15 protein-coding genes are annotated in these 18,223 nt (G+C 73.4%); 9 read left to right on the forward strand and 6 right to left on the reverse strand.

The window, feature by feature from the left end:
- Nucleotides 1-218: 218 nt before the first annotated feature.
- On the reverse strand, nucleotides 219-2,312 hold the full coding sequence (locus AB0D67_RS02395; RefSeq protein ID WP_362929005.1) for an endo-1,3-alpha-glucanase family glycosylhydrolase: 2,094 nt from the start codon (nucleotides 2,310-2,312) through the stop codon (nucleotides 219-221).
- Between the two features lie 128 nt (nucleotides 2,313-2,440).
- Here AB0D67_RS02395 and AB0D67_RS02400 point away from each other — a divergent pair, with 128 nt between their 5' ends.
- The gene (locus AB0D67_RS02400; RefSeq protein ID WP_362929007.1) at nucleotides 2,441-2,923 is read left to right on the forward strand and encodes a PIN domain-containing protein; all 483 of its coding nucleotides are present in this window, start codon (nucleotides 2,441-2,443) and stop codon (nucleotides 2,921-2,923) included.
- A gap of 51 nt (nucleotides 2,924-2,974) precedes the next feature.
- Here AB0D67_RS02400 and AB0D67_RS02405 read toward each other — a convergent pair whose 3' ends face one another.
- Entirely contained in the window at nucleotides 2,975-3,649 is a 675-nt protein-coding gene (locus AB0D67_RS02405; RefSeq protein ID WP_362929009.1) for a helix-turn-helix domain-containing protein, read from the reverse strand.
- A 367-nt stretch (nucleotides 3,650-4,016) separates the two neighbouring features.
- On the opposite strand from AB0D67_RS02405, the gene AB0D67_RS02410 reads away from it, so the two are divergent.
- Complete coding sequence (locus AB0D67_RS02410; protein ID WP_362929011.1) at nucleotides 4,017-5,000, forward strand: winged helix-turn-helix domain-containing protein; 984 nt, start codon at nucleotides 4,017-4,019, stop codon at nucleotides 4,998-5,000.
- A 76-nt stretch (nucleotides 5,001-5,076) separates the two neighbouring features.
- On the opposite strand, the gene AB0D67_RS02415 is transcribed toward AB0D67_RS02410, so the two are convergent.
- Nucleotides 5,077-5,436 carry an STAS domain-containing protein gene (locus tag AB0D67_RS02415; RefSeq protein WP_362929013.1) on the reverse strand — a complete coding sequence of 120 codons (360 nt, stop codon included), beginning with the start codon at nucleotides 5,434-5,436 and terminating at the stop codon, nucleotides 5,077-5,079.
- A gap of 56 nt (nucleotides 5,437-5,492) precedes the next feature.
- On the reverse strand, nucleotides 5,493-7,076 hold the full coding sequence (locus AB0D67_RS02420) for an LCP family protein (protein ID WP_362929015.1): 1,584 nt from the start codon (nucleotides 7,074-7,076) through the stop codon (nucleotides 5,493-5,495).
- A 71-nt stretch (nucleotides 7,077-7,147) separates the two neighbouring features.
- Here AB0D67_RS02420 and AB0D67_RS02425 point away from each other — a divergent pair, with 71 nt between their 5' ends.
- On the forward strand, nucleotides 7,148-8,179 hold the full coding sequence (locus AB0D67_RS02425) for a glycosyltransferase family 2 protein (protein WP_362929017.1): 1,032 nt from the start codon (nucleotides 7,148-7,150) through the stop codon (nucleotides 8,177-8,179).
- 97 nt (nucleotides 8,180-8,276) lie between these two features.
- Here the strand turns inward: AB0D67_RS02425 and AB0D67_RS02430 are convergent, their stop codons facing one another.
- Together AB0D67_RS02430 and AB0D67_RS02435 are read right to left on the reverse strand one after the other, a co-directional pair.
- The gene (locus tag AB0D67_RS02430) at nucleotides 8,277-10,073 is read right to left on the reverse strand and encodes a hypothetical protein (protein ID WP_362929019.1); all 1,797 of its coding nucleotides are present in this window, start codon (nucleotides 10,071-10,073) and stop codon (nucleotides 8,277-8,279) included.
- Nucleotides 10,074-10,255: 182 nt separating this feature from the next.
- Nucleotides 10,256-11,668 (reverse strand): bifunctional cytidylyltransferase/SDR family oxidoreductase, encoded by a 1,413-nt coding sequence (locus AB0D67_RS02435; RefSeq protein WP_362929021.1) that lies wholly within the window; start codon nucleotides 11,666-11,668, stop codon nucleotides 10,256-10,258.
- 154 nt (nucleotides 11,669-11,822) lie between these two features.
- Here AB0D67_RS02435 and AB0D67_RS02440 point away from each other — a divergent pair, with 154 nt between their 5' ends.
- From AB0D67_RS02440 to AB0D67_RS02465, 6 genes are all read left to right on the forward strand, one after another.
- A complete protein-coding gene (locus AB0D67_RS02440) occupies nucleotides 11,823-13,664 on the forward strand; it encodes a CDP-alcohol phosphatidyltransferase family protein (RefSeq protein WP_362929023.1) in 1,842 nt (613 codons plus the stop codon).
- An 85-nt stretch (nucleotides 13,665-13,749) separates the two neighbouring features.
- Complete coding sequence (locus tag AB0D67_RS02445) at nucleotides 13,750-14,418, forward strand: DUF5941 domain-containing protein (RefSeq protein ID WP_362929025.1); 669 nt, start codon at nucleotides 13,750-13,752, stop codon at nucleotides 14,416-14,418.
- A 104-nt stretch (nucleotides 14,419-14,522) separates the two neighbouring features.
- Nucleotides 14,523-15,257, forward strand: coding sequence for a phosphocholine cytidylyltransferase family protein (locus AB0D67_RS02450; protein WP_362929027.1), 735 nt, complete (start codon nucleotides 14,523-14,525; stop codon nucleotides 15,255-15,257).
- 5 nt (nucleotides 15,258-15,262) lie between these two features.
- Complete coding sequence (locus tag AB0D67_RS02455; protein ID WP_362929029.1) at nucleotides 15,263-16,303, forward strand: iron-containing alcohol dehydrogenase family protein; 1,041 nt, start codon at nucleotides 15,263-15,265, stop codon at nucleotides 16,301-16,303.
- Nucleotides 16,281-17,048, forward strand: coding sequence for a CDP-alcohol phosphatidyltransferase family protein (locus tag AB0D67_RS02460; protein ID WP_362929031.1), 768 nt, complete (start codon nucleotides 16,281-16,283; stop codon nucleotides 17,046-17,048). The genes AB0D67_RS02455 and AB0D67_RS02460 overlap by 23 nt, the downstream gene beginning before the upstream one ends.
- 254 nt (nucleotides 17,049-17,302) lie before the next feature.
- On the forward strand, nucleotides 17,303-18,184 hold the full coding sequence (locus tag AB0D67_RS02465; RefSeq protein WP_362929033.1) for a glycosyltransferase: 882 nt from the start codon (nucleotides 17,303-17,305) through the stop codon (nucleotides 18,182-18,184).
- The last annotated feature ends 39 nt before the right edge of the window (nucleotides 18,185-18,223 follow it).

An 18,223-nucleotide genomic window follows, 5' to 3' on the forward strand; every position in this document is an offset into this window, starting at 1 on the left:
CATCAGGATACATATTGAATCCCGATTCTCATGACATCCGAATGGTGAAGACATGGGAACCGCGGACCGCAGGCCCGGGAGGGGGCCGTGCCCGCCCTCCCGGAACGATCCCGCGGCCCTCGCGGTCCCGTGGATGCTCCGGACCTCACGGAGCTTACGGACTCGCGAGCCTCGTGAGCCTCGCGGGCGGGAGGGCGGGCGCGGTGCCGCCGGGTCCGTCAGGGTCTGCCGCTGGAGACCGCGCGGTAGTGCAGGTCCTGCACGTACGGCGCCGCGGTGACCTCGTACGGCGAGGTCACCGCGGCCACGGATGCGCCGTTCCGGGTGACCGACGCCGAGACGGTCCCCGGCTTCAGCGCGAATGTCCTGGCGGAGACCCCGGCGGGCGCGTCGTAGGTCTGCGTGGCGCCGCCGACCGTGACCGACACCTTGCCCGCGTCCCTCAGCATGGTGAGCACCTCGACCGTGTCGCGGGACGGCGTGCCGCCTCCGCGCAGCTTCATGATCTTGGTCTGCGGGTAGGACGGCTGGGCGGCGTACGGCTGCACCCGGTGGGTCAGGTACGCCACGTCCTTGGTGATCGTCGGGCAGCCGAGCTTGTGGCAGGTCAGGTAGTACGCGCTGATGTCGAGGTAGGTCGGGCCCGCGTTCCGCGACGGGGCGAACTGGGTGTTCTCCGAGTAGTCGTTCCAGGTGGTGAGCTGCACCCACTCGGCCTTGCCGTCGATCGCGCCCTTCCAGGTGGCCCGGAGGTTCTCGGTGTTGCCCGCCTCGTCGTAGATCCCCTGGTTGGGGCGCTCGTCCTGGACCGAGACCGGCTGCATCCAGATCTTGCCCATGCCGTGCGCGCGGTCGATGTTCGCCGTCAGGGCGGAGTTGGCCGCGGGGTTGCGGTTGCCCCAGTTCGAGAAGCCGTAGCTGATCGGGCCGAAGGCGTCGCGGTACTTGTTGAAGTCGAGGAAACAGGGCACGAGGGCCACCTTGATCCCGTGCTGGGTCTCCATGGTCCTCATCCAGTCGGACCACCAGGCGGCGGTGCGGCCCTCGGCCTTGAACGGGGCCACGACGAGCCGGCCGTCACCGAGCCGGTAGACCGACTTCGAGGCGGCGAGATCCGCCAGGGCGGTGGCGAGGGTGGCGGCGTCGACCGAGGCCAGGCCGTTCATGTCCGGCATGAGCACGATCTTGAAACCCGGGTCGACGGCCTCGGCCGCCGCGACGAGCTTCCGCACCCGCGTCCACTGGGCGCTGGTCACCGACAGGATGTCGACGGTGAAACCGTCCAGGCCCGCGGCGACGGCCTGCCGCACCTCGGTCTTGAAGTCGGCCAGGGCCCAGTCGCCGCTGAGCGGGGCGCGCCCCAGCGGCCGGTCGCGCAGCAGCCCGCCGTACGCGGAGTGCTTGCCGCTCTCGCCGTCCGGCTTGAGGTAGTTGCGCGCGTAGTAGTCGCTCGCCGGGTCCTGGTCGTCCAGCGAGATCGGGTAGGGCGGGAAGTAGTGGGCGAACACCTTCCGGCCGGAGGCTCGCAGCTGCGCCGTGCCGGGCAGGGTGAACGGCAGCGGCCCGGCGGTGGACTCGTCCCCGGAGCCCTCGGTGTAGCTGACGATCAGCCTGGGTCCGCGGTCGCCGCTCTCGCGCGAGGAGGACAGCACGGTCGGGGTGTCGCCGGACTGGGTGAGGGCGAAGGAGTAGGTCCCGTCGCCGGTGACGGCCGTGGAGACGTCCAGCCTGGCGGTCTGGCCGGAGGCGAACCCGGTGTGCGAGCCGGCCGCGTCACCGAGGGCGGGGCGGGTGTTCCAGGTGGCGGCCGTCTCCGTCCAGCCGCCCGTCACCGTCCGGGCCGTGACGGTGGTGTCGGTCGTCCGCGCCGAGGTGACCTCCAGGGCGGCCTTGACGTTCTCGGCGTTCCCGGGGATGCCGGTGACCTTGAACCTGGTGAGGGCGATGCGCTGGCCGGCCGCCGACCCGCCGCTGCAGGTGCCGCCGCAGACCGAGAGCCAGGTCGCGGTGGCGAAGTTCTTGGTGGGCTCGGCCTGACTGACGAACACGTCGTCCGCGGCGGCGACGGTCGTGCTGACGGGCGCGGCGGACTCCGAGGCGGACGCCGGGGTGGACGTGGGCGCCGGGGTACGCGCCGGGGCGGATACGGACGCCGGGGTGCGCGCGGAGCCGGACGCGGAAACGGGCGCGGACGCGGACGCCGGGGTGCGCGCGGAAACGGGCGCGGACGCGGACGCCGGAGAGGCCACCGCCGCGCCCAGGGCGGCGAGCGACGCCATCGTCGCCAGCACCGCCCGGTAACGGTTGATCATGAGACTTCCTTGGTTCCTGGTTCGAGACGCGGGCACCCGCCGGATGCGGGGCGCCCCACTCATGATCAAGAGTGGGGTCGAATCAGCTCCTTGATCACCGTTTTACGGATAAATCCTGATTTGGAACGGTGCGATTTCGTCATCGCGCCGATTCGCCGGACCACCGCACGCCGATCCCACCGATGGCAGGATCGGCGGGTGAGCGAACCGCTGCGAACCGACAAGATGAGCATCACCGTTCCGGTGCGGCGATCGACCGGACGATGTACATCCGTCTCAAGGTCGCGCATCTCGACGGGCGTCGTGTCATCACGTCGGCGGCCGTACTCGCGGAGATCCTTCGCGGAGGGTCGCGGGACGCCGGCGTGCATCGCGTCCTGGGCGGTGTGGTGGTCGAGCCGGTGACTCCGGACATCGGGGAACGCGCCGGGAAGCTGATCGGCGCAGCCGGCTTGACCACCGACCAGGCCGTTGACGCCATGCTGGCCGCCACGGCTTCGACCCAGCAGGGACCCGTCCTGATCGTCACCTCCGAAGTTCCCCACCTGACGGCCCTCACAGCCGCTCACCCGAAGGCCGGCGTCGTCCACGTCGACAAGCTCGGCCACTGACGCCGTTCTCCGAACGCATTCGCCGATGACGCCGTGGCGGCCGGGATGCGTTCAGGCGGCTCCGTCCACCGTCCGTCTCCGGGTCCGGGCGGTCTCATCGGCGGGCCGAGGCGTGGACGCCGTACCGCCGGACTCCCGCAGCCTGCGGCGGTAGGTCGCGGGGGGCGTGCCGTACGCCGCGTGGAACGCCCGGTTGAAGTGCGACTCGCTGGTGAAGCCCCACCGGGCCGCGACGGCGCGGACCGGCAGGTCGCTCCGCGCGGGGTCGGAGAGATCGCGGCGGCAGCGTTCGAGCCGGCGCCGCCGGATCCAGCCGGCCACGCTCAGCCCCTGCTCCTCGAAGAGCTTCTGCAGGTGGCGGACGGAGACGTGGTGCTCGGCGGCGACGAGCGCGGGGGAGAGGCCGGGGTCGGCCAGCCTCCGTTCGATGAACGCCTGGACCCGCGCGACCATGCTCGCGCGGGAGTCGTCCGCCGGGGGCCGGTCCGCGCCCAGCTCCTGGGTCAGGAGGGCGGCGAGCAGGTCGAGGGCGGCCGTGGCCACCCGGGCGTCCACGCCGGGGTCGTGGGAGGCGAGATCCCATAGGAGGCCGGCGAGGAGTGCGCCGGCGCCCGCGCGGCCGGGCATCCTCCGCACCAGGAGGCGCTCGACCTCCGCCTCCCACCAGGCGTCGAAACGGTCACGGGCCGGAAGGTCGTCCGGCCGGAGCGTGTAGGCAGGCGTCATCTCTTCCCCGTCGAGTGATCGCGAAGTCGACCGGGGCCGAAGCGCCCCGGCTCCCGGACCCGGAGTCGCCGGGCCGGACGGCTCCCGGGGCGGGGAGCGGCCCTTCCCCGCGGGAGTGATCCGCCTCCGGAGACCGCGGCGCTTCCCCGCGGGGGCGATCCACCTCCGGAGACCGCCCGGCGCGGTATCGTCGAGGCACATGATCTTCCCCCGCAGGCCGTCGCGGTGTACCGGCGCGTGCCCCGGGCCCCGGGCCCCGGGCCGGCGCGTGCTCCGGGCACGCCTTCAGAGCATCATTCGGGCGGCCGCGGGAAGCAACGCCTTTCAGCTCTGATCGAAAAGGGGTTCCGGACGGGAGGCGACCGGCATGATCCGTCTGCATTTCACCGAGGCGGACCTGCGAAGGGTCACGCTCGCCCCGGCTCCGGACGCGTTGCTGGAGATCGGACTGAGCCTGCGCCGGCTCCGCGGCGCGCCGGGCGGCGCGGGCTGGTCGAGGCCCGCCGTACTCGAATGGAACAGGGGGATGGCCACCGGTTCGGGGACCCGGGCCGGGAGGCTCCTCGACCTCGTCTCCTCTGACGAGGCGATGCCGGCCTTCCTGTGCCAGCCGGACGCCGGGGACTTCTCTGCGGGCATCGAGCGGATCAGGCGGACGCCCACCGCCCAGCTCGCCGTCGACCTGAGCCACCTGAACCCATCGCGGGAGGTCTCCGGGTGGTACCGGGAGCTCGCCGACGGAGACACGGAGGCGCGGCAGACCCTCGTCAGCGAGCTGGACGACTACTTCACCGCGTCGATGGAACCTCTGTGGCCGCGGATCCGGGCGACCGCCGCGGCCGATCGGGCGCTCCGCGCCGAGACGCTGATGCGGGGCGGCGTCGACGCCCTCCTCGCGACCCTCGGCGTCACCTGCCGGTGGGAGCCACCGGTCCTGCACGTCGGCACGGTCGGCACTTACGACATCCCGCTGCGCGGGCTCGGGCTGACGCTCGTCCCGTCGTACTTCGCGTCCGCCCCCCTGGTGGGCTACCGGCCCGGCGGGACCGTCACCCTGATATACCCCATGGTCCCGGAGGGCCGGCCGGAAGGCGCCCCGGACGTCCTGGGCCCGCTGCTCGGCCGTACCCGGGCCGCCGTGCTCGCCGCCCTGCGGCGGCCCGCCACCACCACGGCGCTTGCCGAGCGGACCGGCGTCTCACCCGCCTCCGCCAGCCAGCACGCCGCGGTGCTGCGCAACGCCGGGCTCGTCTCGACGGTCCGGACGGGCAGCGCCGTGCTGCACACGCTGACCCCGCTCGGAGAGGCCCTGCTGGGCGGCGGCCCCGCCCGCCACGTCTCCATCCGCTGAACCGCCGGCGGCCGGTCGCCTGGCCCGGCCCGGAGCCGTCACCGCCACCTGGCCGCTCCGCTCCGGGCCGGAACGGTCAGGCGGCGGCCTCGTAGGCCTCCCGCAGGGAGGAGCGGGTCTCGAAATAACGATCCAAATTGGTGATCGTCAGAAGATGCGTGATCATCCCCGGCCCCACCACCAGGATCAGGCGGCCCTGGGCGTCCCTGACCCGGGCGAGCGCGCTCACCAGTACGCCCAGTCCCACGGAGTCACAGAACGGCACCTGCGTCAGATCCATCACCAGGCAGGGACGGCCGGGGGCGTCCAGGACGCGGTCCACCTCGGCTCGCAGCCGGGGTGCGACCGCCATGTCCAGCTCGCCCGCCGCCCGCACCACCGCGCACGGCCCCTGGTGCCAGCTCTCCACCTCGAACGTCGGATTCGAAAGAACCACGGTCATCACCTCCGTGCCTGGTTCCTGCCCTCGGAGGTGTTTTTCATGTGGAGAAATTACTTTTTACAGATGTTCTCCGTTGCGGTCTTCGCCATCGGAGTGGCGACGGGCGCCGGCGTCGCCGACGGCCCGGCGGAGGGCCCCGCGGAGGAGGTGGCGGACGGCGCCGCGGTCTCGTCGACGGTGACCTTCCGGACCCCCGGGTACCGGCGGCCGATGACGACCTCGACCCGGCCGCCGAGATCGTCCACCCGGCGCGTCTCGGCCCCGTGCAGGGCGGCGGCCACGGTCCGGGCCGAGTCCTCACGGCCGGGACCGTACCGGACCACCGTCCTGTCGTGGTCCTTCTCCGGGGTGTTGCCGGCGGCGTCGGGGACCGTGAAGCCGGCCCGCTGCAGCTCGCCCCTGACCCGCGCGCCGAGGCCCGTGGTCGTGGTGCCGTTGAGCACCCTGACGGAGATCCGCGAGGGCGGCACGGTCAGCGCGCCGGCCGTGGGCGAGGGCGTGGACGAAGGGGACGACGAGGGGGACGCAGCCGCCGTGGCCGACGCCGGCGCGGACGCACCCGGTGAGGCGGGCGAGGCGGGTTTCGAGGGCCTGACGAGCGGCTCGTCGGCGGCGATCCGGCGGAACAGCTCCCCTGCCGCGTCCTTGTCCCACAGCACGGCCGACTCGCCCGTCGGGGTCCGGTAGTCGACGTCGGCGAGCGGGACGGTGGCGAAGGCGACGTCGTCGGTGGAGACGTCCTTGAGCTGCCGGGCCAGGCCGAGCAGGTCCCCGCGGAGCGCGTCGTCCACCCGGAGCGTGCCGAGGGTGCTGTCGACGAACGAGACGAGCCTGGCCGGGTTGGTCAGCGTGCCGCCGCTGAGGGCCTGGTGCAGCAGGGCCGAGATCACCTGCTGCTGACGGTCGATCCGGTCGAGGTCGGAGCGGGCCGTCGCCCGGGTGCGGGCGTAGGCGAGGGCCTTGGCGCCGGGCAGCGAGTACGTCCCCGGCCGGAGGTTCAGGCCCGTCTTGGGGTCGTCGATCGGGACCGGCGTGCAGACCGAGACGCCGCCGAGCGCGTCCACCACGTCGATGAAGCCGAGCACGTTGACCTCGACGTAGTGGTTGATCGTCAGCCCGGTCACCGTCTGCACCGCGCGCACGGCGAGCTTCGGGCCGCCGAGCTGGTACGCCGCGTTGATCTTGTGGTCGCCCTTGCCGGGGATCGTCGTCCAGGTGTCGCGGGGAAGGCTGACCACGGTCGCCCTGCTGTGGTCCTCCGACAGGTGGACCACCATCATGGTGTCGGTGCGCTGCCCCGCCTCGCGGCCCAGTTTCAGCGCGTTCTGCTGCTGCCGGGTGAGGTCGTCGCGCCGGTCCACGCCGACGACGAGGATGTTCATCGCGCCGGTGGACCGCGACCCCGCCACCCCCGCGTCGACCGCCTGGATCTTGCCGGCGGCGTAGTTCGGCAGCGCCCACATCACCCCGGATCCGCCCAGCACCAGGGAGGACAGCGCGCCCGCGACGAGCAGGCCGCGCCGCCGGGACCGCGCCCTCCCGGACGACCGGCGCTCACGCCGGGGGGCCAGCCGTACCTTGCCGTAGGCGTCACCGCCGACCTGCACACCCGAGTCGTCTTCCGGGTCGCGCATCCATGGCCCCCTAGGCTCCGGCTCGGCTGGGTCGATGAGGTACCGGTTCGTACAGTAGCGTGAGCCACGCCATGAAGCAGTTTCCCGACTCGCCCGCGCCGGCGTCGTCCCCCGAGACGCGTGTCTGGCCGCCCATCTCCGTCGTCATCCCGGTGCTGAACGAGGAACGCCACCTGCGGGAGGCCGTACGGCAGGTCCTGTCGCAGCGGTACGCGGGCCCGATCGAGGTCGTGCTCGCGATCGGCCCGTCCAAGGACCGCACGCAGGAGGTCGCCGACGCGATCGCCGCCGAGGACCCCCGGGTCGTCGTGGTGCCGAACCCGACCGGCCGCACTCCCAACGCCCTCAACGCCGCCATCGCCGCCTCCCGCCACGGGATCATCGCCCGGGTGGACGGTCACGCCATGCTCCCCGACGACTACCTCAGCGTGGCCGTGGAGACCCTGGAGGAGACCGGCGCCGACAACGTCGGCGGCGTCATGGCAGCCGAGGGCGTCACGATGTTCGAGCGGGCCGTGGCCCGCGCCATGACGTCCAAGATCGGCGTCGGCGGCGCCCGGTTCCACACCGGCGGCACCGCCGGCCCGGCCGACACGGTCTACCTCGGGGTCTTCCGCCGCGAGGCCCTGGAGCGGGTCGGCGGCTACGACGAGCACTTCCAGCGCGCCCAGGACTGGGAGATGAACCACCGCATCCGCGAGACCGGCGGCCTGGTGTGGTTCCAGCCCCGGATGCGGGTCTCCTACCGGCCCAGGCCCACGGTCAGGGCCCTCGCCAAGCAGTACTTCCACTACGGCCGCTGGCGCAGGGTGGTGGCCAGGACCCACGAGGGCACCATCAACCTGCGCTACCTCGCGCCGCCGGTGGCGGTGGCGGCCATCATCGCGGGTCTCGTCGTGTCCCCGTTCTTCTGGCCCGGCCTGCTGATCCCGGGGGGTTACGCGCTGGCGATCCTGGCGGGCTCGGCCGTGACCGGCAGCGGCCTGCCGCCGGGCGCGCGGCTGCGGCTGCCCCTCGTCTACGCCACCATGCACATGTCGTGGGGCTGGGGGTTCCTGACGAGCCCCCGGCGGCTGAGCAGGCCCGGCGCCGCGTCCGGCTGAGCGGGACCGGCCCGCGGCGGCGCGGCCCGGTGGCCGGGCCGGGCCGGTCCGCGCCCGGGGTCCGGCCCCGGACGGGCGTCCGAGGCGTCCGAGCGGCTCAGCCGGACGCGCGCAGGGCCCGCTCGCAGGCGCCGTTCACCGCGTCGTTGAAGCGGGTCATGGCGTCCGGGTGGTCCGGGCCGAGCAGATAGGTCCGCAGCTTGCGCCGCGTGGCCGCCAGGGCGTCCTCCCCGCACTCCGCCATGGCCCGCAGCACGGCGGGCAGCTCCCGCAGGTCCGCCGACAGCAGGTAGCCGCCCTCGGTGCTCGGGTACCGCTCGCGGAACGCCTGCTCCGCCAGCCCCGCCACGTTGGTCACCGCGTACGGCTTGCCGCTGGCGACGAAGTCCGCCACCACGCTGGAGATGTCGGCGACCAGCAGGTCCGATTGGTTGAAGCAGTCGTACAGGGCCGGTTCGGGGCCGGTGACGACCAGGTGCCTGATCGTCCCGGCGTCCCGGCGGCGGAGTCCCCCGCCCGAGGGGTGGCGGGCCATCGACCGGTGCAGTTCCGCCCGGTCCAGCAGCGCGCGGACCTGCTGGTGGGCGCGGCGCGCGGCGGGGCTGCGGTAACCGGTCAGCGGGTGCGGCTTGTAGATCACCCGGACCGCGGGGGAGCAGGCCAGCAGGGCGCGGACGATCGCCGGGCCCATCGTGGTGATCGAGGTGTGGAACAGGTCGTCGGTCCACCCCTCCCAGGTCGGCGCGTACAGCACCGTGCGGTACGGCAGGCCGGGGCCGGCGGTGCCGACCCCGCTGAGCTGGGGGCGGCCCACCTCGTGGACGTCCTCGTCGCGCACGCCCACCCTGGCCCGGAGGTAGCGGTCGCGCCCGGCCTGCCCGGCGACCCACACCTCGTCGTAGACCTTGGTGAACGGGTTGAACGACGCCTCCTTGTCGCTGTCGCCGTGGCCCACGAAGACGCTGCGCATCCCCCGGATGCGGAGCATGTGGATGTTCTTGCCGACGTTGGCCGGATACAGGCACACCCGCACCCCGGTGAGCGCCTCGAACCCCATCAGGTCGGCGGCCGAGGGGACGCACACCACGGGCAGCGAGGTCTCCCCCAGCAGGCGCAGCATCTCCCGCTCCCGCAGCACCACCACGGCCCGCCGGTCGATCCGCTCCAGCGGACGCAGCCACATCCGGACCTGGTAGGCCGAGTCGGGGGGACCGGAGAAGTAGAGGGCGACCTCGGGCCGGTGGGCGGCCAGGCGCTCCCCGGCGGCCCGCAGCACGGCCGCGCCGTCGCCGAGCGGCCTGACCCGGCGCAGGTGCGGCAGCAGGCACAGCGCGCCCGCGCCCGCGACGGCCAGCGCCCCCGCCGCCCCCGCGACGCCCGGCAGGGCGGTGCCGGACAGCGCGCCCAGCGCCGCGCCGCCCACCGGGAGCACGTCCAGGTACAGCGGCCGCATGCCCCGGTGGTCGGTCAGGACGCGCCACGGCGGCGGCGGGACCCGCACCGCGTCGAGGTTGCGGGTCAGCACCGGCATCCGGTTCAGGGTGCGCTGGTGGAGGATCGCCAGCCCGGCCAGCAGCCCCCGTGCGCCGTGCACCGCGAACATCCCCAGGACCAGGGCCGCGAACCAGGGCGACGCGGTGCCCGCCGTACGGGCGACCAGGACGATCACCGCCGTCTCCCGCGTCAGGAACCGGAGCGTGATGCCCAGGTGCGCCCTGGCCATCAGGTCGACCAGGGGGCGCGCCCGGTACCGCGCGACGATCTCGGCCGCGTAGGACACCGCGCACAGGGCCAGGAACAGGCGCGGCCGGGGCCACAGCGCGGTCACGAGGAGCGCCGGGTACGAGCCGAGCACGGCGGCGGCCGCCACCAGGGCGCGAAGGTCACGCTTCATCCTTAGAAGGTAACTTTGACCAGGCTGTTTGCCCTGGTAGGCGCGCTGTGCCGCGTTCCGCCGGGGTACGGCGGAAGCCTCCGGAGGCTTCCGGAAGACGCCGGAAGACCGGGACGCCGGGCCTGCCGGGCGGCGGAGGCACTGGGCTGCGGAGCCGCCGGGGAACCGCCGGGGACGCCGGGTCAGCCCGCGTCGACGCGGACGTCGATCACGTGCCCGGTGATGTCGGAGATCAGCACGTCCAGTGAGGTCTCGGCGACGGCGCGCGGCGACAGCAGGGTGTGCGCGGGCTCCTCGCCGAACGCGCGCACCCGCATCGGGGTGCTGGTCCGCTCGGGGTTGACGCAGTTGACCCGCACGCCGTCCTCGGCCCATTCGTCGGCCAGCGCCTGGGTCAGGTTGACCACGGCGGCCTTGGTGGAGGAGTAGAGGCTGTAGCCGGCCCGGCCCCGGGTGTAGGAGGACGAGGTGTACAGCAGCAGGTGGCCCCGGGTCTCGCGCAGGTGGGGCAGGGCGGCGCGGGCGATGTTGACCGGGCCGAGGTAGTTCACCCCGACGGTCTCGGTGACCGTGGCGTCGTTCGTCTCGCCGAGGTCTCCCATGTGCAGCACCCCGGCGGTGTTGACCACGTAGTCGACCCGGCCGGTCTCCTTGGCCGCGAGGTCGAGCGCGTCGCCCACCGCCTGCGGGTCCTCCACCCGCACCCCGTTCAGCGACCGGGAGAAGGGGAACACCTGGGCGCCGTGCCGCCCGGCCAGCTCCACGACCTCGGCGCCGATGCCGTAGCTGCCGCCGAAGACCACCACGGTCCTGCCCTGGAGCGCCTGCCGGTGGGCGAAGGCGGAGTGGTGCGGGGCGGCGCCGGCGGCGAGCTGGAAGAGCTTGTCGGCGATGAACACGTCCACCGGGTGGGTGACCTTCATGTTGTGCTCGCTGCCCCGCACGATGTAGATCGGCACGTCGGGCAGGTAGCGCAGCACCACGCCGCAGTCGTCGGTGGGCGGCTGCCGGTCGAAGTCGGGGTCGGCGAAGGCCCGCTCGTACGCCTCGCGGACCACCGAGAGCCGGAAGCACTGCGGCGTCTGGCCGCGCCGCAGCCGGGACCGGTCGGGGACGTCGCGGACGATCTCCCCGCGCGGGCCGGGGGCGGCCACCACGATCGTGTCGGAGCTGGGGATCGCCACGTCGACGGCCGAGTACACCTTCAGCGCCTCGACGCACTCGGTGATGATCCGCGGCTCCAGCAGCGGCCGCACGGCGTCGTGCAGCAGCACGTCGCACTCCCGCGTGCCCAGCGCCTGCAGCGCCCGCCACGTGGTCTCCGGCCGGGTCGCGCCGCCCTCCAGGACCTTGCTGACCTTGCGGAAGCCGTTGCGGGCGACGAGCCGCTCCACGTCGGCGGTGAAGCCCGGCGTCATCAGGACCACGATCTCGTCGATCTCCGGCGCCGCGTCGAACACCGACAGCGTGTGCTCCATGATCGTCTTACCCGCGACCTTGATGAGCTGCTTGGGGGTGTTCAGGCCGACCCGCTGGCCCACCCCTCCGGCGAGGACGACGGCGACGGTGCGGAGGCGGGGTTCGAGAGCGGCCAAGGTCAGCTTCCTTCGACGGTCGGTTACCGCGAGCGTAATGGGTGCGTACCCGATCGCAGGCCGCGCTCCCGTGCTATCCGGTCAAGATCTCGCTACGCTAAGTGCGCACTCCCGATTCGCACGGTCATCCCGTCGGATACGAAGGAGCCCGGTCTTGCACGATTCCCACGCGCCCGCGCCGTCCGGCCCTCACGCGTCCGACGACCTCCCGCCCCCGCCCGGCGACCCGACGCCCGGCGACCCGGCGTCCGGCGACGCGCCGCCCGGCGGCCTCCGCGAGCCGTACGGCGGGCCGGACGGGAGGTCGTACGGCCCTCGCGCGCCCGGCGACGCGCCGCCCGGCCGCGCGGGGAGACCCGGACGGTCCGCTCCCGGCACGGCCGCCGCCGTCGTGCTCGCCACCACCGCCGGCGCCGCGCTGCGCTGCGGCGACGGCACGCTGCTCGACCGGCTGACCGCCCAGCTCGTCGCGCTCTCCGTCGGCGAGGTCCACGTGGTGGCGCGGTCGGGCGACATCACCCGCGCGCCGGGCGGGGCCTACCTCATCGGGTCGGAGGGGTCGCACGGCCTGGCCGACGACCTGCGCCGGGTCGCCCGGGTGGCCCGCGCCGCGACCGGTCCGGTGGCCGTGCTCGCCGGTGACCTGGTGGCGCACACCGAGGCGCTGGCCGTACTCCTGTCCGCCCCGGGCGGCGGCACGACCGCGCTGGTCGTCACGGACGGTGACGACCCGGGGCCGCTGCGCCCGCCGGTCCGCGCCGAGGGCGGAAGGGTCGCCGCCGCAGGCACCTCGCTGCACGAGGTCACCGGCGCCAACGGCACCTTCCGGGGGGCGCTGCGGGTGGGCGAGGCCGACCTCGGGCGGCTGGCCGAGACCGCCGAGACGCTCGCCGATCTCGCGGAGACCGGCGCGTTCGGCGCGGCGGGCGACGCGGAGGCCGGCGACCTGCTGCTGGCCGGGCTGGTCCGCTACGGCGTCCACGTCCGCGCCCGCGGGCTCGGACGGCTGCGCTGCGAGCGGGTCGCCGGGCAGGCGGACGCCGACGCGGCCGTGCGGCGGCTGCACGAGGTGGACGTGGCCCACGCCCGGCTGGACGCCGCCGTCAAGGCCGACGACGGCTTCTTCGCCACCTACGCCGTGAGCTCCTGGTCCGGGCACCTCCTGCGGCCCGCCGCCGCGCTCGGGCTGACGCCGAACGCGGTCACCTGGTTCTCGGCGGGACTGGCGCTCCTGGCCGCGGCCTGGTTCTCCGCGGGCACCCGCCCGGCCCTGGTCGCCGGGGCCGTCCTGGTCTACCTGTCGTTCGTGCTCGACTGCGTCGACGGCCAGCTCGCCCGCTACACCCGGATCTTCTCCCCGGCCGGCGCGTGGCTGGACGCCATCTTCGACCGGGCCAAGGAGTACGTCGTATACGTGGGGCTCGCCGTCGGCTACGCGGCCGGGCACGACGCGCCGGGCGGCGGCCCGGAGGGCATCTGGGCGCTGGCGGTGGCGGCGATGATCCTTCAGGCGCTCCGCCACATGATCGACTTCTCCTACGCCGGGTCGCGCGCCGACGCCGCGCGGACCCGCTCCGCCGGGCCCCACGGAGTCCCGGCCGGCCCGGCCGGCCCGGCCGGCCCGGCGGCGCGGCCGGCGCCGTCCCATCCCGTCCCGGCGGCACGCCCCGCCCCGCCGTCCGGCGCCTCCGCCGGGCCGCCCGCCGATCCGGCCTCCGCCGGGCCGGAGCCGGGGGAGGGGGCGCGGGCCGTGCCGCCGGGAGGCCCGCCGCAGGGGAACCCGGTCGTGCGGCTGTCGCGGCTGCTGGAACGGAGCTCGCCCACCCGCTGGCTGAAGAAGATCGTCGTTCTCCCCATCGGGGAGCGGATGGCGCTGATCTCGGTGACCGCCGCGCTGTTCAACGCGCGCGTGACCTTCCTCGCGCTGCTGACCTGGGGCGGTGTCGCCGCCCTCTACACGCTCACCGGCCGGATCGGCAGGTCGCTGAGCAAATGATCATGAGTGACGGGTTCCGTGAGGGCGTCGTCCCGCCGCCGCGCGAGGGACGGGCCGCGACGCGGGCGGTGAGGCGGGTGCGATCGTGACGACCGTGCAGATGACGACGGTGCCGCGCGGCACCCTGGTCGCCTACCGGGACGACGGGGTGCTGTCGCGGGCGATGGGCGCGCTGGTGGCCGGGCAGCTCCCGCCGCTGCCGCCCGTGCTCGCCGGCACGTTCGTCACCGCGGTGCTGCTGCTGGTCGGGGTGGCCGGCGCCGACGGCCTGGCGGTGTTCGCCCCGGCGGTGGCGCTGCTGCTGGCCGGTCCCGGCAGCTCCCACCCGCACGACGGCCGCCTCGACTGGCTGGTGCCGCCGATCCTGCGCCTCACCGAGTACGGCTTCGCGGCCGCGGTGGGGTTCGCGCACGGCGTGCCGTACTGGCTGATCTTCCTGCTGCTCGGCGCGATGGCCTTCCACCACTACGACGTCGTCTACCGGCTGCGGCAGCGGGTCTATCCGCCGTCCTGGCTGGCCACCGCAGGTTTCGGCTGGGACGGCCGCATGCTGCTGATCGCGCTGGGCGGCCTCGCCGGGCAGGTCACGCTCCTGTTCGCACTGCTCTCCCTTTACCTGTGGGGGCTCTTCGGGTGGGAGAGCGTCACCTGCTGGCTGGCCGCCTCGGACCCCGAGGGCCCCGAGGGCCCCGAGGGCTTCGGGGGCTCCCGGGGGTCCGGGACGGACGCCGGCGGGCCCGCCGGTACCGGCTGAGAAACCCCCGGTGAACCTCCGAATACACCATCGGGGCGTAAAGGCAACTAACCTTTGGGGCCAGGAGCGCCCGATGAGGGGCTCATTCGGATGAGGAGTGCACGTTGCTGGGAATGGTGCTGGCCGCCGGGGCCGGACGTCGCCTGCGGCCGTACACCGACACGCTGCCCAAGGCGCTCGTGCCGGTCGACGGCGAGACCACGATCATGGACATCTCGCTGCGGAACCTCGCGGCGGCCGACCTCCGTGACGTCGTGGTCGTCGTCGGCTACCAGGCGCAGGCCGTACACGAGCGCAAGGCCGAGCTGGAGCGGCGGCACGGCGTGAAGCTCACCCTCGTGCACAACGACAAGGCCGAGGAGTGGAACAACGCCTACTCCCTGTGGTGCGCCCGCGAGTACTTCGAGCAGGGCGTGCTGCTGGTCAACGGCGACACCGTGCACCCGGTCTCCGTGGAGCACACCCTGCTGTCGGCGCCGGAGAGCAGCGACATCCTGCTCGCGGTCGACGACGTCAAGAAGCTCGCCGACGAGGAGATGAAGGTCACCCTCGGCGGAGACGGCCACCTCGCGCGGATCACCAAGCTGATGGACCCGGCCGACGCCGCCGGCGAGTACATCGGCGCGACGCTGATCCGTCCCGGCGCCGCCGGGCGGCTGGCCGACGCGCTGCGGGCCACCTTCGAGCGCGACCCGCAGCTGTACTACGAGGACGGCTACCAGGAGATGGTGAACCGCGGGGAGAAGATCGCGATCGCCCCGATCGGCGATGTCTCCTGGGTCGAGGTGGACAACCACGACGACCTGGCCAAGGCGCGGGAGATCGCGTGCCGATACTAGCCAGGATGCTCCCCGCCCCCCTGAGCATGGAGGTGCGGCGGGGGGCGATCGCCCAGCTCGGCTCGCTGCTGGCGGACAGCCGGGTGGCGACCTCCGGGCGGGTGGCGGTGGCGGTGGGCGCCGGTCAGGGCGACCGGATCACCTCGATGATCACCCCCTCCCTCGACGAGGCCCGGATCTTCCGGGTTCCCGACGGCTCGGTGGACGCCGCGGTCACGCTCGGCGCCGAGCTGCGCAAGGGCGCCTACGAGGCGGTCGTCGGCATCGGCGGCGGCAAGACCATCGACGCCACGAAGTACGCCGCGTCGCTCGCGGGCATCCCGATGGTGGCGGTGGCCACCAACCTGTCGCACGACGGGATCTGCTCGCCGGTGGCGTCGCTGACCCACGACGGCGGCAAGGGCTCCTTCGGCGTGCCGATGCCGCTGGCCATCATGGTCGACCTCGACTTCGTCCACGACGCCCCGTCGTCGCTGGTCCGCTCCGGCGTCGGCGACGTGGTGAGCAACCTGTCGGCGATCGAGGACTGGCAGCTCGGCAACACCGAGCGCGGCGAGCCGATCGACGGCGTGGCCTGCGCGATGGCCCGCACCGCGGCGGAGGCGGTGATGGGGCGGTCCGACTCGGTCGAGTCCGACGCGTTCCTGACCGTGCTGGCCGAGGCGCTCATCCTCTCGGGGATGTCGATGGTGATCGCCGGGTCGTCCCGTCCGTCGAGCGGCGGAGATCATGAGATCCTTCATGCCGTGGACCAGCTCTTCCCCGGCACCTCCAACCACGGCGAGCTCGCCGGGATAGGTGCCGCCTTCTGCTTCTTCCTGCGCGAGGACGAACGCCGGCTCGGCCAGGTCGCCGAGTGCCTGCGCGCGCACGGCCTCCCGGTCAGCCCAGCCGACGTCGGGCTGAGCGTGGAGCAGTTCACCGAGGCGGTCGTGCTGGCCCCGGCGACCCGCCCGGGCCGCTACACGATCCTTGAGCACCTGCGCCTGTCCGAGGCCGAGATCCGTGATCGGGTGGAAGATTATGTCCGGACCATCGGTCGCTGAGTTCCGCGCGGTCGCCCAGCCGCACTCGACCATGGACCGCAACAGCGGTGAGCACTGGGCCGGCGCGCTGTACATGCGCAAGCTGTCGATCTACGTCACCTGGCTGCTGGCCAAGACGCCGATCACCCCCAACCAGACCACCTGGCTGATGATCGTCACCGGGCTGCTGGCGGGCGTGGTCCTGACGGTGCCCACCCTGTGGGCCGCCGTGCTGGCCGCGCTGCTGGTCCAGCTCTACCTGCTGCTCGACTGCTCCGACGGCGAGCTGGCGCGGTGGACCGGGCGGACCTCCATCACCGGCGTCTACCTCGACCGGGTCGGCCACTACTTCGCCGAGGCGGCCATGCTCATCGGGCTGGGCTTCCGGGCGTCGGAGGTCCGCCCCGACTGGTACACCGTGCTGGGCTTCGCCGCCGCGCTCGGCGCGATCCTGATCAAGGCGGAGACCGACCTGGTGGACGTGGCGCGCGCCCGGTCCGGCCTGGTCGCGGCCACCGAGGCGTCGGCGGAGCACTTCCGCTCGCGCGGCCTGGGAATGGCCCGCAGGGCGGCCGCCACGTTGAGGTTCCACCGGATCGTCCAGGCGGTCGAGCTGTCCCTCCTCGTGGTGGTCGCCGCGATCTGGGACCAGCTCGCCGGCGGCCTGGCCGCGACCAGGGTGCTGACGGTGGCCTGCGTCGTGGTGGCCGTGCTGCAGATGGTGTTGCACCTGGTCAGCATCCTGGCCTCCCGGCGGCTCTCGTGAGCGCAGGGCGACCGGGGACCGGGCGGCTGAAGGGCGGATGCCGGGGAAGTGAACGGCACGGAACCGGACGGCGGCGCGGTGCGTCGTAGGTGCGGAGATCCCGCGTCGTTTGGCGGGTGTCCGCCGACGGTTCCGATACGCTTGTCCCCCGTACCAGAGGGCTCCAGCAATGCCACAGCCGCCCGACCCAGCAGACTCGGTGATCATGAAAGTATGCTCCGCACGTGCTCTCGACGCGTCAGGACGATGACCCGTTGAAGATTTCGTGCGTCATCCTCACCATGGGCAACCGGGTCCCCGAGCTGGGTCGTGCGGTCGAGTCCGCGTTGAACCAGGTCGACGGTGACGTCGAGGTGATCATCGTCGGCAACGGCGCCGACGTCCCCGAGCTGCCGGTGACCGTGCCGCCGGGCTCGTCGGCGTCGATCAGGACGGTACGGCTCGGCCACAACGCCGGCATCCCGGCCGGCCGTAACCGCGGCGTCGAGGAGTGCACGGGCGACGTCGTCCTCTTCCTCGACGACGACGGCTGGTACGGCGACGCGAACGTCGTCTCCCACCTGCGTGAGCGCTTCTCCAAGGAGCACGACCTCGCGGTCGTCTCGTTCCGGGTGAAGGACCCCGACGGCGGCGTGGGGCAGCGCCGGCACGTCCCGCGGCTGCGCGCGGGCGACCCCGAGCGGTCCTCCCCGGTCACCACCTTCCTGGGTGGCGCCTGCGCCATCCGGCGGTCGGCCTTCCTGCAGGTCGGCGGTCTCCCCGAGCGGTTCTTCTACGCCCACGAGGAGACCGACCTGGCCTGGCGGCTGCTGGGGGAGGGCTACCGGATCGAGTACGACGCGCAGACCGTCATGTACCACCCGCAGGTCCCGCCGACCCGGCACGCCGACTTCTACCGCCTCAACGCGCGCAACCGCGTCTGGCTGGCCCGGCGCAACCTGCCCTGGGCGCTGGCGGTTCCGTACCTCGTCAACTGGGTCGTGCTGACCCTGATCCGCGAGCGTTCCGGTACGGCGCTGCGCGCGTGGTTCCGGGGGTTCTCCGAGGGCCTGCGCGAGCCGGCCGGGGAGCGCCGTCCCATGGGCTGGAAGACGGCCTGGCGGATGCTCCGCCTGGGCCGCCCGCCGATCGTCTGACCCGCGCCGGGTCCGGCGGTCCGTGCGGGTTCCGGCCGG

The sequence above is a fragment of the Streptosporangium sp. NPDC048047 genome, from assembly GCF_040653115.1.
Classification (GTDB): Bacteria; Actinomycetota; Actinomycetes; order Streptosporangiales; family Streptosporangiaceae; genus Streptosporangium.

Excerpts from the sequence above, each read along its gene's own strand:
- AB0D67_RS02395 (WP_362929005.1), bottom strand. The coding sequence starts at position 2,312 with ATGATCAACCGTTACCGGGCGGTGCTGGCGACGATGGCGTCGCTCGCC.
- AB0D67_RS02405 (WP_362929009.1), bottom strand. The coding sequence starts at position 3,649 with ATGACGCCTGCCTACACGCTCCGGCCGGACGACCTTCCGGCCCGTGAC.
- AB0D67_RS02410 (WP_362929011.1), top strand. The coding sequence starts at position 4,017 with ATGATCCGTCTGCATTTCACCGAGGCGGACCTGCGAAGGGTCACGCTC.
- AB0D67_RS02420 (WP_362929015.1), bottom strand. The coding sequence starts at position 7,076 with ATGCGCGACCCGGAAGACGACTCGGGTGTGCAGGTCGGCGGTGACGCC.
- AB0D67_RS02425 (WP_362929017.1), top strand. The coding sequence starts at position 7,148 with ATGAAGCAGTTTCCCGACTCGCCCGCGCCGGCGTCGTCCCCCGAGACG.
- AB0D67_RS02430 (WP_362929019.1), bottom strand. The coding sequence starts at position 10,073 with ATGAAGCGTGACCTTCGCGCCCTGGTGGCGGCCGCCGCCGTGCTCGGC.
- AB0D67_RS02455 (WP_362929029.1), top strand. The coding sequence starts at position 15,263 with ATGCTCCCCGCCCCCCTGAGCATGGAGGTGCGGCGGGGGGCGATCGCC.
- AB0D67_RS02460 (WP_362929031.1), top strand. The coding sequence starts at position 16,281 with ATGTCCGGACCATCGGTCGCTGAGTTCCGCGCGGTCGCCCAGCCGCAC.